Source organism: Asaia platycodi JCM 25414 (assembly GCF_000614545.1).
Lineage (GTDB): Bacteria > Pseudomonadota > Alphaproteobacteria > Acetobacterales > Acetobacteraceae > Asaia > Asaia platycodi.
The window spans coordinates 16,866-31,588 of record NZ_BAKW01000015.1; the positions used below are offsets into that span (position 1 = coordinate 16,866).

The 14,723-nt window shown below is 59.9% G+C and carries 6 protein-coding genes and 8 pseudogenes; 8 read left to right on the forward strand and 6 right to left on the reverse strand.

The features are described 5' to 3' along the window. Positions 1-18: 18 nt before the first annotated feature. Positions 19-797 (reverse strand): annotated as a pseudogene (locus JCM25414_RS19565) (DeoR/GlpR family DNA-binding transcription regulator). 79 nt (positions 798-876) lie between these two features. On the opposite strand from JCM25414_RS19565, the pseudogene uvrB reads away from it, so the two are divergent. The 4 genes and pseudogenes from uvrB to gshB all read left to right on the forward strand — a co-directional run bounded on the left by uvrB (position 877) and on the right by gshB (position 5,606). Next, positions 877-3,094, forward strand: a pseudogene (gene uvrB, locus JCM25414_RS19570) (excinuclease ABC subunit UvrB). After that, a complete protein-coding gene (locus JCM25414_RS11275; RefSeq protein WP_025841708.1) occupies positions 3,091-3,984 on the forward strand; it encodes an aldose 1-epimerase in 894 nt (297 codons plus the stop codon). Before uvrB ends, JCM25414_RS11275 begins: the two are co-directional and overlap by 4 nt. Then, positions 3,977-4,468, forward strand: a pseudogene (gene greB / locus JCM25414_RS19575) (transcription elongation factor GreB). Before JCM25414_RS11275 ends, greB begins: the two are co-directional and overlap by 8 nt. A gap of 164 nt (positions 4,469-4,632) precedes the next feature. After that, positions 4,633-5,606 (forward strand): annotated as a pseudogene (gshB, locus tag JCM25414_RS19580) (glutathione synthase). 29 nt (positions 5,607-5,635) lie between these two features. Here gshB and JCM25414_RS11290 read toward each other — a convergent pair. After that, complete coding sequence (locus JCM25414_RS11290; RefSeq protein WP_025841709.1) at positions 5,636-5,857, reverse strand: hypothetical protein; 222 nt, start codon at positions 5,855-5,857, stop codon at positions 5,636-5,638. Positions 5,858-6,110: 253 nt separating this feature from the next. Between JCM25414_RS11290 and JCM25414_RS11295 the strand changes: the two genes are divergently transcribed. From JCM25414_RS11295 to JCM25414_RS19585, 4 genes and pseudogenes are all read left to right on the forward strand, one after another. Next, positions 6,111-6,833: a class I SAM-dependent methyltransferase gene (locus JCM25414_RS11295; protein ID WP_242403533.1), complete on the forward strand. Its 723-nt coding sequence runs from the start codon at positions 6,111-6,113 to the stop codon at positions 6,831-6,833. 34 nt (positions 6,834-6,867) lie between these two features. Next, on the forward strand, positions 6,868-7,182 hold the full coding sequence (locus tag JCM25414_RS11300) for a hypothetical protein (RefSeq protein WP_148301065.1): 315 nt from the start codon (positions 6,868-6,870) through the stop codon (positions 7,180-7,182). Then, a complete protein-coding gene (locus JCM25414_RS11305; protein ID WP_025841712.1) occupies positions 7,182-8,141 on the forward strand; it encodes a hypothetical protein in 960 nt (319 codons plus the stop codon). Before JCM25414_RS11300 ends, JCM25414_RS11305 begins: the two co-directional genes overlap by 1 nt. Then, a pseudogene (locus JCM25414_RS19585) lies at positions 8,138-9,049 on the forward strand (heme o synthase); the annotation flags it as partial. The gene JCM25414_RS11305 and the pseudogene JCM25414_RS19585, both read left to right, overlap by 4 nt. 549 nt (positions 9,050-9,598) lie before the next feature. Here the strand turns inward: JCM25414_RS19585 and JCM25414_RS19590 are convergent. From JCM25414_RS19590 to thrC, 4 genes and pseudogenes are all read right to left on the reverse strand, one after another. Next, positions 9,599-10,505 (reverse strand): annotated as a pseudogene (locus JCM25414_RS19590) (Tim44 domain-containing protein). A gap of 58 nt (positions 10,506-10,563) precedes the next feature. Continuing rightward, positions 10,564-11,904 carry a TldD/PmbA family protein gene (locus tag JCM25414_RS11325; RefSeq protein WP_025841713.1) on the reverse strand — a complete coding sequence of 447 codons (1,341 nt, stop codon included), beginning with the start codon at positions 11,902-11,904 and terminating at the stop codon, positions 10,564-10,566. Then, positions 11,901-13,164 (reverse strand): annotated as a pseudogene (locus JCM25414_RS19595) (M16 family metallopeptidase). Before JCM25414_RS19595 ends, JCM25414_RS11325 begins: the two are co-directional and overlap by 4 nt. A gap of 68 nt (positions 13,165-13,232) precedes the next feature. After that, positions 13,233-14,664 (reverse strand): annotated as a pseudogene (gene thrC, locus JCM25414_RS19600) (threonine synthase). Between the last annotated feature and the right edge of the window lie 59 nt (positions 14,665-14,723).

The following is a 14,723-nucleotide window of genomic DNA, read 5'->3' on the forward strand; positions in this document are numbered from 1 at the left end:
TGTGTTAAATGTTGCCTGTTATGTGTTTTCTATCACATGCAGCGTCACATTGGCGCTGCTGAGCTGTGTTCGAAATTCTGCGGATGGCATCCGATCTGTGACGAAATCGTCGATCATGGTCAGGTCGCCGACACGCCCTACGGGCTTGCGAGTGAATTTGGTATGATCTGCCAGAAGAATGACCCGTCTAGCGTGACGCATGATCGCCCGTGCGCACTGGATTTCGTCGAGATCGAAATCGAGCAGCGTGCCATCTTCTTCCACACCGCTGATGCCGATCACACCGAAATCTGCGCGAAAGCCGGAGAGGGATTCCGTGGCGCCGGCGCCGATAATGCCTCCGTCCTGAGGGCGCACCAGCCCCCCGGCCAGAACAGTGCGAAAATCGCGTCTTGGCGACAGAGCGACGGCGACATGCAGATTATTGGTGATGACATGCAGATCGCGATGGCCGGTCAGAGCGCGGGCGAAGGCTTCGGTGGTGGTGCCGATATTGATGAAAAGAGAGCTGCCATCGGGAATGAGTGCCGCAGCGCAGGCGCCAATGGCGTCTTTGGCGCGGGAATGCAGCGTCTGTCGCTCACCATAGGCGATATTCTCCGTCGATGAAGTCGGGCTGGCGCCACCGTGATAGCGGGCGACATGACCGCTCTCAGCGAGGGCGTTGAGGTCACGCCGTATCGTCTGCACCGTGACGCCAAGCGCTGGGCAAGATCCTCGTTGGACATGAAACCATGCGCCTGAACTAGCGCGACGATCTGGCGGTGGCGGGGCGAGTTGAGCGCGACATGCATCATGAACCCCTGTCTGTCATGCTGCGTTGAAGCCTACAATCCTGCACTTGCGACGACGCTCTTGAAAGCCCATTTCCCAGCCATGGCGACAGCATCACGATCCACAATGGAAGCAATCCCCGAACACAGGCTCGTAGGGTTCAGGCCCGAGCGTCAGCCGGTCAAGGAGAAGCTGCGCCGCATGGTGGTCAAGTCTGATTACGATCCGGCAGGCGATCAGCCGACTGCTATTGCCGAACTGGTGCGCGGTGTCGGCGATGGCGAGGTCGATCAGGTGCTGCTTGGTGTGACTGGCTCGGGCAAGACCTTCACCATGGCAAAAGTCATCGAGGCAACGCAGAAGCCTACCTTGATTCTTGCGCCCAACAAGACGCTTGCCGCTCAGCTCTACGGAGAAATGAAGCAGTTCTTTCCCGATAACGCGGTGGAATATTTCGTATCCTACTACGATTATTACCAGCCGAGGCCTATGTCCCGCGTTCTGATACCTATATTGAAAAAGACAGTCAGATCAACGAGCAGATCGATCGCATGCGTCACTCGGCGACGCAGGCTTTGCTTGAGCGCAATGACGTCATCATCGTCGCGTCGGTATCGTGTATTTACGGTATCGGCTCGGTCGAAACCTATTCGCGCATGGTGGTCAGGCTCGAGACCGGAGGTAGCATCGATCGCGATCGACTCATTAAGGCGCTAGTCGAATTGCAATATCGCCGCAATGACGCAGCGTTCGAGCGCGGCACCTTCCGGGTGCGCGGCGAGCAGATCGATATCTTCCCGGTTCAGAACGAGGATCGTGCCTGGCGCGTCTCGCTCTTCGGCGACGAGATCGAGGCGATCATCGAGTTCGATCCGCTCACCGGCAACAAGACGGCCGAGCTGTCCGAGATCAGCGTTTACGCCAACTCGCATTACGTGACGCCGCGTCCGACGCTCAATCAGGCGATGATCGGCATCAAGGCGGAGCTGCGTCAGCGTTTGGATGAGCTGAATGCTGCAGGAAAGTTGCTCGAAGCCGAACGGCTCCAGCAGCGCACCATTTTCGATCTGGAGATGATCGAGACCACGGGCGCCTGCAAGGGAATCGAGAACTATTCGCGCTATCTTTCCGGTCGCGGGCCGGGCGATCCGCCGCCGACCCTATTCGAATATCTGCCTGAAGATGCCTTGCTGATCGTCGATGAAAGTCATGTCACCGTGCCGCAGATCGGCGGCATGGCGCGTGGTGACCATGCGCGCAAGTCAGTGCTGTCGGAATATGGCTTCCGTCTGCCCTCCTGTCTCGATAACCGCCCCCTGAAGTTCGAGGAATGGGAGGCGCTGCGCCCGCAGAGCGTGTTTGTCTCAGCAACGCCGGGGCCATGGGAGATGGCGCGTACGAGCGGCGTGTTCGCCGAGCAGATCATCCGTCCGACGGGGTTGATCGATCCTGTGACCATCGTGCGCCCGGTCGAAGGCAGGTGGACGATCTTCTTGCAGAGGCGCGCGATACGATTGCTGCCGGGGGGCGTGTTCTGGTGACGACGCTCACCAAACGTATGGCCGAAGATCTCACAGAATATCTCGGCGAGGCCGGAATCAAGGTGCGCTATCTGCATTCTGACGTCGATACACTCGAGCGCATCGAGATCATCCGCGATCTGCGTCTCGGCGCTTTCGATGTGCTGGTGGGCATCAACCTGCTGCGTGAGGGGCTTGATATTCCGGAATGCGCGCTAGTTGCCATTCTCGACGCCGATAAGGAAGGCTTCCTGCGTAGTCGCACCTCGCTCATCCAGACGATCGGGCGCGCAGCGCGTAACGTCGATGGGCGTGTGATGCTCTATGCCGATAAAATGACCGGCTCGCTCGAATTCGCCATTGACGAGACGGCCCGTCGCCGCGCCCGTCAGATTGCCTTCAACGAAGCCCATGGCATCACGCCGCAGACGGTGCGTTCGCGTATCGGCGATGCACTCTCTTCGGTGTTCGAGCAGGATTACGTGACCGTCGGGCCGGATGCAGCGGGTGACACCCAGGAATTCGTCGGCAAATCGCTCGGCGCCTCGATTCAGGATCTGGAGAAGCGGATGCGTGCTGCAGCTGCCGATCTCGATTTCGAGCAGGCAGCGCGACTGCGCGATGAGATCAAGCGTCTTGAGGCGATCGATCTTGGGCTTGAGCCCCCGCCCTTGCCGAGTTCGACGGCGGGGCGTAGCTCTTTCAAAAGCAAGGACAAGACGCCACGACCGCTCGGGCCGGGCGGTGGTGGCTACGACCCGGCGAAAAAGCGGGGCGGCGGCAGGAGGAAAGCAGGATGATCGACCTCAAGCTGGGCGAGGCCCATCTCGGATTGCTGCCAGCCCTTGGCGCTAGTGTCGCTTTCTGGCGGCTGCGCGGGCGCGATCTACTGGTGCCGACTGCCGACCCCAATCTGGCGGCGCAGAAGAACACGCCGGTTGCGGGATATCCTCTGGTGCCGTTCTCGAACCGTATCGGTGGGGGACGATTTTCCTTCGAGGGGGTCGATTACACTCTGGCGCAGAATTTCGGCGCCGAGCCCAATGCGATTCATGGCAATGGCTGGGAACGCGAATGGCAGGTTGCCCAGCACGATGCCGAACGTGCCGTCGTCTATCTCGATCATGATCCGGCCAAGGCTGACGATCCGGCTCAATGGCCGTTCGCCTATCGTGCCGTTCTGTCTTTCGTGCTGCACCGGGATGGGTTGAGCGTGGAGATGCTTATCGCCAATCGCGACATTCGCGCTCAGCCGGTAGGGATGGGTTTTCACCCGTTCTTTGCCAGAAGCGACGACATGACCATGCAGTTTGCGGCCAATTCCGTTTGGGAGAACGGATCTGATATGCTGCCGACTAGCCAGACGCCCTGCGAGGGTGGCTGGAGTTTTGCCGAGGCCCGTCGCGTCGGGGAGACGCGTCTCGATAACTGTTTTGCCGGATGGGGCGGAAAGGCGAGGCTGGCGTATCCGTCAGCGGGCTATGAAATGACGATAGAGGCGAATCCAGTATTCCAGCATCTTGTGGTCTTCACGGCGCCCGAGAAGCCTTTTGTGGCGGTCGAGGCAGTCAGTAACATGAATAACGGCGTCAATCATCCGGCTTTGCTGGAGAATGGTGTGCATGTGTTGGCGCCCGGCGCGAACATCTCGGGCATTATCCATTACAGATTGCGAGAATTGCGTGGCTGAGTCGCCCCAGACGTCGCTAGCGCTTTATCTTACCCCCCAAGGCGCTCGCGCATGCGCGAGGAATTGCGTGAGCTGATGCAGGTGGAGCGACCAAAGATTGTCGAGATCGTCTCATGGGCAGCGGGCAATGGCGATCGATCGGAAAATGGCGATTATCTCTATGGCAAGCGTCGCTGCGTGAGATCGATCGGCGGGCGCGTTTTCTCAGCAAGCGTCTCGAACATGCGTTGGTGATCGACCCCGCCGCCCAGACGACACGCGACCGTGTGTTTTTCGGTGCAAGCGTTTCCTATGTCGATGAGGACGACCTGACGCACGAGATCACTATTGTCGGTTGCGATGAGGCTGATCTGACACGCCGTGAAATCAGTCTGGTCTCACCGGTGGCGCGGGCGCTCATGCGTAGTCGGGTAGGTGATGAGTCAGTCTGCAAACGCCGAGCGGGCCGGTGATGCTGGAAGTGCTTTCCATTACCTACCCCTAGCCAGTCTCGCTGGCGCGACGGAAGCATTGCGGGGCCGATCCGACATAGGAAACACACGGGGGCTCTGCTAGAGCTTGAGCCTTGGATTGCCCAGATCATGGGATGTCGGGGCGGAATGCCGAGACGCCTCAGACAAGATTTTCAGGACCGAAAGGACAAAGTTGATGGCGCTCAGAATTGCCGTTCAGATGGACCCGCTCGAACACGTCAATATCAACGGAGATTCGACTTTCGCCTGATGCTTGAGGCGCAGCGCCGCGGACATGAGCTTTTCGTTTATCCGGTCGAGTCTCTCTGTCTGGGCGAGGGCGGTGCCGAAATGGGCGTGGGCCGCCTCTCCGCGCGGGCGCGTTCGGTCAAGGTGCGTCGCGTCCAGGGAGGGCATGCAAGCTTTGGTGAAGAGGCGCGTCTTGATCTTGGTACGACTGATGCTGTGCTGATGCGTCAGGATCCGCCTTTCGACATGGGCTATATCACGGCCACCCATATGCTCGAGCATGTGCATGGTGTCGGACCCGGCAAATCTCTGGTGGTCAACGACCCCAAATCGGTGCGTGACGCGCCGGAAAAGCTTCTGGTCACGCATTATCCTGATCTGATGCCCCCCACCCTCGTTACCTGGGATCGTGAGGCACTGGCTGAATTCCGTGTCCGCCATGGAGATGTCATTCTCAAGCCACTTTATGGCAATGGCGGCGCCGGGATCTTTCGCATCCGCGAGGGAGATGAGAATTTCGCCTCGCTTCTCGAACTGCATTTCAGCCGTTCGCGTGAGCCGCTCATGATCCAGCGTTACGAACCGCTGGTACGGAAGGGCGACAAGCGTATCATCCTCGTCGATGGGAAACCGGTCGGCGCCATCAATCGCGTGCCTGCAACAGGTGAGGCACGTTCGAACATGCATGTAGGCGGCAGGGCCGAGGCCGTGGCGTTGACGAAGCGCGATGAAGATATCTGCGAGCGTATAGGGTCACATCTGCGTGACAACGGACTGATCTTCGTCGGTATCGACGTGATCGGCGACTGGCTCACCGAAATCAACGTCACGTCACCCACCGGGCTTCAGGAGCTGGATCGCTTCAATGACATGAACAGCGCCGGGCTGGTCTGGGATGCGATTGAAGAGCGGATCGGCTGAGGTGACTAAGCGCAAGTCACTGCGCAGCATCAGTCTTTCTGGACCTCTGCTTCGTCTGCGGGCGGGGCAGGGGGCTCGTAACGAAAGGGGAGTGGCACGTCAGGTAAGCCGGTTTCGGGGACTTTGGGTGGCTGCTCGGGGCCGTAACGGTTCACATACCATTCACGTATGTCCCCTTTGAAGCGCACGAGGAAAATCGACGCCCACAGACCGAAAGCCAGAATGAAGAGGCTTATATTCATGAGCGACATTTTGCGCCTCCCTCCATATATATCTGCTTGAGCAGCTTTTCTGTATCTGCTCCATTTGCCTCGTGACATGACGAAATGCAAACCGCCCCTCGCCAGTCTTGGCGAGATGGGCTAAGAGCGATTGAGCAAGACGATGCCTGTCATGCTGTCTGATCATCAGGCGAGATGTCGAATGCCCTGGCCGAAAGCACGGGTTTCAAGCAGGTATCAGGACGGAACTTATGATTTTGCGCGACCAGACGAACGAAGCCTGATGACACGACCGGACCCCTTGATCGACCCTATCGCCTCCATGGATGACACCCATCCCCGGCCACGTTCCGCTCTCGATGCCGACGCGGTGCGCGCGGCCTATCGGCGCTGGGCGAGGGTTTACGACTCCGTATTCGGCGGAATCTCGGCCTTCGGCCGTCGTCGTGCCGTAGCGGCCGTCAATGCCCTGCCGGGTCAGCGCGTTCTTGAGGTTGGTGTCGGCACCGGTCTTGCGCTGCCGCATTATAACCGTGACAAGCATATCACGGGGATCGACCTGTCCGAGGCGATGCTCGAACGTGCCCGTCATCGCGTGATCAACCAGCAGCTCGGCAATGTCGATGATTTGCTGGAAATGGATGCCGAGGCGACGAGCTTCGAGGCCGGCAGCTTCGATATTGCGGTCGCGATGTTCGTGGCTTCCGTCGTGCCGAGCCCCCGCCGCCTGCTTGGCGAACTCAAGCGCGTGGTCAAGCCTGGCGGTCATATCCTGTTCGTCAATCATTTTCTGGCTACGGGCGGCGTGCGTCTGGCCGTCGAACGCGGTATGGCACGGGCCTCGCGTTCGCTGGGCTGGCACCCCGATTTCGCCATGGAATCGCTGCTTCCTCCCGAAGATCTCAGCCGTGCCCTGATCACGCCCGTGCCTCCCGCAGGGCTGTTTACACTCGTGACATTGCCGCTCGAGAGGGATAGTAAGGAAGAGACGGCCCTGGTTGCCTGACACGTACGTGCCGACAGTTCACACCAGACTGGCCTTGACGACGGGGTCCCCCGAGACCGTTTTGCGGTCGGGGCCTTCAGGACTGCATGAGGAACCGGGCTTGTTACACCAGTCGATCACCAGAGGCTCTCACGGCGTAAAGTTTCGCGCCGACGGCGCCGCCTTTCTCGGCCTCTCTCTTCTCTGCGGGCTTGCCGGCGGATTTCTGGGGGTTGTGTCGCAAAACGCAGGCCCTTTCCACGCTCTGAGTCACGGCCTGCTTCTCGATCTTTTCGTGCTCATTCCCGCTTTTCTAGGCGGGATGGGTCGCCTGGTTCTTCCCGGCGAATTGACGACCTGCCGGGCCTGATGGTGCGCTTCGATCGTCTTGCTTTCCTGATGCTTTTTGTCGGCGCGCTCAGTGCCATTTGCGGGGCGCGTGAGTCAGTCGCCTTTGTCACGGCGCTCACTTTGTGGGGCTTGGGCACGACGCTCCTGGCCCTTTCCACCATTGTCAAATGCCTCGAATGCCGTGTTGTGCGCTTTCGGGATCTCTCTCCTTTCGCGTGGTCGCAGCTTCTGGCGTCTCTCGGCCTGATTGTCGTGGCGCCTGTCTTCATGGCAGGGCTTCTTCACGACCTGGTTGCGGGCCATGCGTCTTTTGCCAGTGTGCAATACTGGCTTTCCAAATTGCAGGTGCCTGTGCTCGCGCTGGTGGTGCAGCTCGCTCTTGGGGCCATCGCCAATCTGGTCGCGTTTCACTCCACGCGCCTCAAGATCACGCTGCCCGCGCTGATGGCCGTACCTGGTCTGGTGGTGCCGATTGTCTGGGCGCATGGCATTACCGTGCCAGGTCTTTCCGATGACTGGCTGCTGGGCATCGGCGTGGCGCTGCCATCTTTCGGTATCATGGCGCTGATCTGTGCCTCGCTGTGGCGTCGCAGTTTCGCCCTGACGGCCGCTCTCTCCTGGAGCTTCCCGGCCTTGCTAATGCTCTCTGCCGGCTGGGTTCTGAGTCTCTTTCCTACACGGCCCGAGGCCTTCCATTCGGCGATGCTGTTTGGTGCCGTTTTCGCACTCTTCGGCTGCTATTATCGCTGGCAGGAGCAGATTCCGTCGATAGCTGCGCCGCATTGGCTCGGTCGTGTGCATCTGGTTGCCATGGGTGTATCGGCTTTGGCCATGATGCCCCTTTTGCCCTCGCTTCAGCGCTGCGGTGAGATCGGCATGATCGTTTCGCTCTTCTGTGTCGCAGCCCTCGGCGCACGGGCGCTTATGCCACGGCAGGCTCTGTCTGAGGCGTCAGTCGTCAAGGCCGATTTCTCATGAGCGCCACTCAGAGCCTTTCTGACACGCAGCGCAGTTTCGACAAGGAAGAAGGCGCCACGCTCAAGGACTGGCTTGCCCTGCTCAAGCCGCGTGTTATTTCGCTGGTGGTGTTCACCGGCGTGGCCGGTATGGCAGTGGCCCCTGTGTGGCCTTCCGTTCCGCTCGGGCTGATCGATATGCTCTGCATTTGCGTCGGGGCCGGGGCGGCTGGTGCCATCAATATGTGGTATGACCGCGATATCGACGCGATCATGAAGCGCACAGCCGTGCGGCCCATTCCTGACTCGCGTATGGATGCCGATGGTGCGCTGATCTATGGCATCGTGTTGTCGCTGGCTTCGGTCGCGTTGCTTTGGCTCGCCAGCAATGCATTGGCTGCCGGGATTCTGGCATTTTCGATTTTCTTTTACGCCGTGATCTACACCATGTGGCTCAAGCGCAGCACGCCGCAGAACATTGTGATCGGCGGGGCGGCTGGCGCCTTCCCGCCCATGATCGGCTGGGCCGCAGCGACTGGGTCGATGAGCGTTCTGCCCGTTGTCATGTTCGCGATCGTATTTCTCTGGACACCCCCGCATTTCTGGTCGCTCTCGCTCTACGCCTGCAAGGATTACACCAAGGCAGGCATTCCCATGCTGCCTGTGGTCAAGGGCGCGCGTCATACGCGTTGGAATGTTGTCGTCTACACGTTTATTCTGATGGCAGTCTCACTGGTGCCGTCCTTTCTGCATCTTTGCGGCATGATCTACACGGTCAGCGCCACGCTGCTCGGACTGGGGTTCATCTATTTCGCTCTGCGCGTGCTTTTGGACAAACAGGATGCGCAGGGTGTCAGTCTCACCGCGGACAAGCCGGCGCGTTACGCTTTTCGGTATTCCCTGGCTTATCTGTTCTTCCTGTTTTCAGCTGCTGATCGACCGGGTGCTTTTCCCATGAACAATCAAGAGGTCGCTTCGAAGCGTCAGGGGCGCATTCTGGGTTTGCTCGGCGGGCTCTCTCTGGTGATGATCTCGCTCTTCGCCCTGACCTATCTGCGTCTGTAACCGGGTGATCGGTCTGTAAGGTACACCGATTAGAGCGTCTTGATGGTGGATCATTGACGGGGCTTAGGTAAGTCTGTGCGTCGTTGCTGCCTGGCCTGCGGTTTGAACCTTTCGTGCAGGCCCCTATTTTTCCGCTAAAGCGCATACCCGAGCCACAATATCCCCGTGCCGTGTTTTGTCTTGGAACAAGAGACAGGACGGGCCACCGCACGGCCGCCGCACTGCCTAACCGTTTCACGTCTGTCTGGGGTGGAAACCATGATCGCCGCTGGGGCATTCGTACAAAAACTGCCCGTAGCGGAAAGGCCCATGATAGCCGCACCAAGCAGGGGTGCGGACAAATAGTCAGCTTGCATGACGAAGATGCGAGCCGGAACTAAAGGGGGCGGGCGTCAGGCCTCGCCCCGCCTGATATCAGCCGACCTGCTGGATGGCAGACAGGATCCAGTTGCCGCGACCGTCGGCGCGTACGAACGTCCAGAGTTCGGTGACAGCCTGACGTTCGGTCTTGCTGCCATCGATGACGTTGCCAAAGGAGTCAGTCGTCACGTCGTACAGCGAGTACTGCATGGCGACTGTGGCGTAGGTCATGTTGCCTTCTCGCCAGGCTTCAGACAGGTCCCCACGCATGAACTGCACGTCAGAGACGATATTGCGTGCGCCACGGCTGGCATAATCGGCCAGCTGTTCGTTGAAGTAAGACACCATCTCAGGCGTGGCCATGGTGGCCAGCGCGCGCATGTTCTGTGCGCTCCAGGCCGCCTGGATATCCAGCAACAGTTGCTGGAAATTCTGATAATCGCTGTTGTTCAGCGTTACGGCAGGCGTTCCGGCACCGCCTGAGAAGCCCGGGCGCTGTGGTGCTCCGGACGCACCGTTACGACGATTACCAAGCCAGCGCAGAACCATGACGATCAGGAAGCCGAAAATCGCGATCTGAAACAGCAATCCGATGAAGGACAGGAAGCCGCCGCCACCGCCGCCGAAGAAACCATGGCCGGACAGCATCCCGAACAGACCAGCCCCGATCAGGCCGCCCATGAAGCCGGTCATGAAAGGCCGACGCTGGGCAAAGCCGGGCTGCCCCATCGGGCGTGAAAACGGCGCATTCATCCCCGGCGAAGGCGTCGTCGGGGCGTAACTGCGCTCCATCGGGCGCGCAGCATAAGGTGCGGTCTGCGTCATGGGCGGGGGTGAATAGGGTGCGGCTGCCTCGGCTCCCCATGGAGCGTCCGCCGCCTGGCCGTGCGTCGGCAGGGGCTGCCAGAAGCGGGGCCAGAGCCAGGAGCAGGAGGGAGGCACGGAAAATGGGGCGGGACATGAAAACTCCTTGTGAGCCCATTGCGGGTTCAGTCCGTTGTGGCCGAACCGGAAACGTTTCAGCTTCCTGCAACGCTCATTGTGTCAATTCTGAGTGTCGGGGCGTCAACGCCGTGGCGGAATTCAAGATCATCCGCCGCGCGCAGCGAGGCGAACATATCGACGAGATTACCCGCAATGGTCAGCTCTGCGACGGCTTCGGCAAGTCGACCGTTGCGGATCATGTAGCCGGAGGCACCCCGACTGTAATCGCCGGTCAGCCCGTTGATGGATGAACCCATCATCTCGGTAACATAGATGCCTTCGACAATATCGGAGAGCAGAGCTTCACGAGACCCTGTACCACCGGTGAGAAAGAAATTGCTGACCGAGGGAGAGGGTGGCCCGCCAACGCCTCGCGAAGCTCTTCCGTTATTGGTCAGGCCAAGCTGCATTGCCGAGCGGCTATCGAGTATCCAGTCCTGCAGCATGCCGTCCTGAACGAACGCAAACGGGGCAGTCAGAAAGCCCTCAGCGTCGAAAGGCTTCGAACGTAGACCGCGCGGGCGCGTAGGGTCGTCGATGACGCTCAGAGTCTCGGGCAGGATACGCTTGCCGCGATGAGCGGAGAGAAAAGACGTGCCTCGAGCGATAGAGGCGCCATTGATGGCCCCCGCGAGATGACCTAGCAGGCTCGCCGATACGCGACGGTCGAATACGACCGGAAATGCACCCGTGCGTGGTTTGGTGGGATTCATGCGGGCCAGAGCGCGCTGTGCGGCCTCGCGGCCAAGATTTCCGGCTGACTCAAGATCGATCAGATGTCGGGTGCTGTGACCGGCATAATCGCGTTGCATGCTCGGCCCGTCGCCTGCCAGTACGCTGATGCCATTACTATGGCTGGTCTGAGCGTATCGGCCGGAGAAACCGCCGCTTTCGGCTAGTGCTATCTCGACGCGACCATAGCCTGCCGAGGCACCGTTGCTATTGGTGATGCCGGGAAAAGCCAGCGCAATATCCTCGGCTTCGCGCGCCCTTGCAAGGAGCGTTTCGAGGTTAGGGGCTTCTCCAGGATCGACAAGGTCGAGCGAGCCGATGTCGTAGATGCCCTGCTGGTCCGGCTCGACAAGGCTCGTATGGGCGTCTTCCGGGACGACGCGTGCCATGGCGACAGCTTGTTCAGCCAGCGCGCCGAAACGGCTCGGGTCAAGTGCCGTAGCGGAAACATTCGCCGCACGCTTGCCTATAAATACGCGTAGACCGAGCTGAATGGTCTCAGAATGCTCCAGCCCTTCGGGTACGCCACGGCGGCACATGGCCGACACCGAGCGCGAGGCTACCAGAAGCGCATCGGCCCGATCGGCCCCGGCGCGTTTTGCTGCGTCGAGCAGTTGGGAAAGGCGCTCCTGATTCTTGCTCATGCAACAAGCCTCTGGCTGATGGCGTCGAAAGACGGAATGGCGCCGACCGGGCCTATCGTGGCCAGGGTCGGGCGGGCGCGGAACAGGGTTTCGGCAGCGCGGATCATGGCAGCTTCATCGACAGCGTCGATCTTGGCGACCGTTTCGCTGGTGTCGATAATGCGCCCGAAAAGCTGCATCTGGCGGGCGATCTGCTCGCAGCGGCTGCCAGTGCTTTCCAGCGACATCAGCAATGACGATTTCACCTGCGCACGGCACGGGCGATTTCCTCGGCGCTGATGCCGTCGGACAGGCGCCGAAGTTCGTCGAGCATGACCGGAACCAGCTCGGCGGCTTCCTGCTCGCCTGTGCCAGCGTAGATACCGAACAGGCCGCTATCGAGGAAAGGCAGCGCGAAGGAATAGACCGAATAGACCAGACCGCGCTTCTCGCGAATTTCCTGGAACAGCGCGATGACATGCCGCCCCCCAACACGGTCGAAAGCAGCATGACCGCATGATAGGCCGGGTCGTTATAACTGACCGACGGGAAGCCGAGCACCAGATGGGCCTGATCGAGATCGCGGGATTCGCGATGTTCACCGCCAAGATAGGTGCAGCCTTCGCGTTCGGGCTGCTGATGGTCTGGCAGATCGCGGAAATGATCCTGCACAAGGTCGAGCACCTGCTCGTGATGCAGATTGCCAGCAGCAGCGATTACCATGTTGCGCGTAGTATAATGCGTCTGCATGTAACGCATCATGGTTTCGCGCTTCATCGTTGCGATGAGGCCCTCGGTGCCCAGTGTCGGGCGGCCCATGGGCTGATCGCGAAACGCCGTTTCCTGAAAATTATCGAAAATGATGTCGTCAGGCGTGTCATTGGCCTGACCGATTTCCTGCAGGATCACGCCGCGCTCACGCTCGACTTCCTGTTCCAGAAACGTGCTGTGGGTCAGGATATCGCCGATGATATCGATGCCCAGCGGCAGGTCTTCCTTCAGCAATTTGACGTAATAGGCCGTCTGCTCACGCGCCGTATAGGCGTTGATGTGGCCGCCGACATTCTCGATTTCTTCCGCGATGCGCGCCGCGCTGCGGCGCTTCGTGCCCTTGAAGGCCATATGTTCGAGAAAATGCGAAACGCCGTTTTCTTCGGCGGTTTCATTACGCGTGCCGGTGGCGACATAGGCGCCGAAGGAAACGGTTTCGACGCGTTCCATCCTTTCGGTCACGACGGTAAGGCCATTGGGAAGGGTGGTAACGGTGATCGGATCGGTCATCGAGCGGTGATGGTCCTGAAAACAGAAAGCGGGATCTGACCAGAGATGGCGTGTCGAGGGGGAGAATCCTAGCCCCCTCCCACGATTTGGTCGGGTTCAGGCGGTGCGCGTATGAGCTTGATGTGGCGGCGCACGGCGTCTTCAATGATGTTCAGCTCATTGGCGAGCGTCTCGTAGCGCTCTTCGCGCGAGAACAGATCGGCCAGATGGGGCGGCAATGCAGGGTCGATGCTGGTCGCCTTGCGCACGGCATCGGGGAATTTGGCCGGGTGCGCTGTGGCAGCGACGATCATTGGAATGCCCGGCTCCTGAGCCTTGCGCCCCGCAGCGAGGCCGATGGCTGTATGCGGGTCGGCAAGATAGCCAGAATTGTCATGGAGCGACTTCATTTCGGCCAGCGTCGCCTCATCATCGAGCATCAGGGCGCCAAAGCAGTCATTGGCGCGTGTCCAGACCGCCGGAGCGACGCTCATGCGCCCTGTCTGGCGGAAGCCGAGCATCGTATCGCGACAGGCTTGCGGGTCACGGTCGAGCATTTCGAAAAGCAGACGCTCGAAATTCGACGAAACCTGAATATCCATCGACGGTGACAGGCTGGGCTCTACGGCGCGCATCGACATGTCATTGCTGGTCAGAAAGCGCGTAAGGATATCGTTGCGGTTCGAGCCGATGCACAGGCGACGCACCGGAAGGCCCATCTGGCTGGCGGCCCAAGCGGCAAGCACATTGCCGAAATTGCCTGTCGGCACGGCAAAGGAAATTTCGCGGTCGGGTGCGCCCATCATCAGGGCGGCGCGCACGTAATAGGGGATCTGCGCTGCGATGCGGGCCCAGTTGATGGAATTGACCGCCGAAAGTCCGATTTCATCGCGGAAGGGCGTATCGGCGAACATCGCCTTCACCATGTCCTGACAATCGTCGAACGTGCCTTCGACGGCGATGTTCAGGATGTTGTCATCCTTGACCGTCGTCATCTGGCGACGCTGCACGTCTGAAGTGCGTCCCATCGGATGCAGGATCGCCACCGAAAGATGCGGGCTGCCACGGAAGGCCTCGATTGCCGCAGAGCCCGTATCGCCCGAGGTCGCGCCGACAATGGTGACGCGCTGGTTGCGTTCGGTCAGCACATGCTCGAAGAGCTGGCCCAGCAACTGCATCGCCATGTCCTTGAAGGCGAGCGTTGGGCCGTGGAACAGTTCCATCGAGAACAGTCCATTTTCGACCTCGACCAGCGGCGCGATGGCTGCGTGGGAAAACCCTGCATAGGCCTTGGCGCAAAGCCGTTGCAGTTGGCAGATCGATGCTGCCTGCTGCGAAGACCGACAGGATTTTCGCAGCCAGATCGGGGTAGGAGAGGCTGCGCATGGCGCGCCATTCATCGGGGGTGAAGCGCGGCCAGGTTTCAGGCATGTACAGCCCACCATCTTCCGCCAGACCGGCCAGCAGAATGTCCGAGAAGGAGCGCGGGCGCGCATCGCCGCGAGTGGAACGGTACAGCATGTTAGCCTTCATGGTTCAGAAACACGAATGGGAAGAATGACGCGATAGGGCGGGAAAGG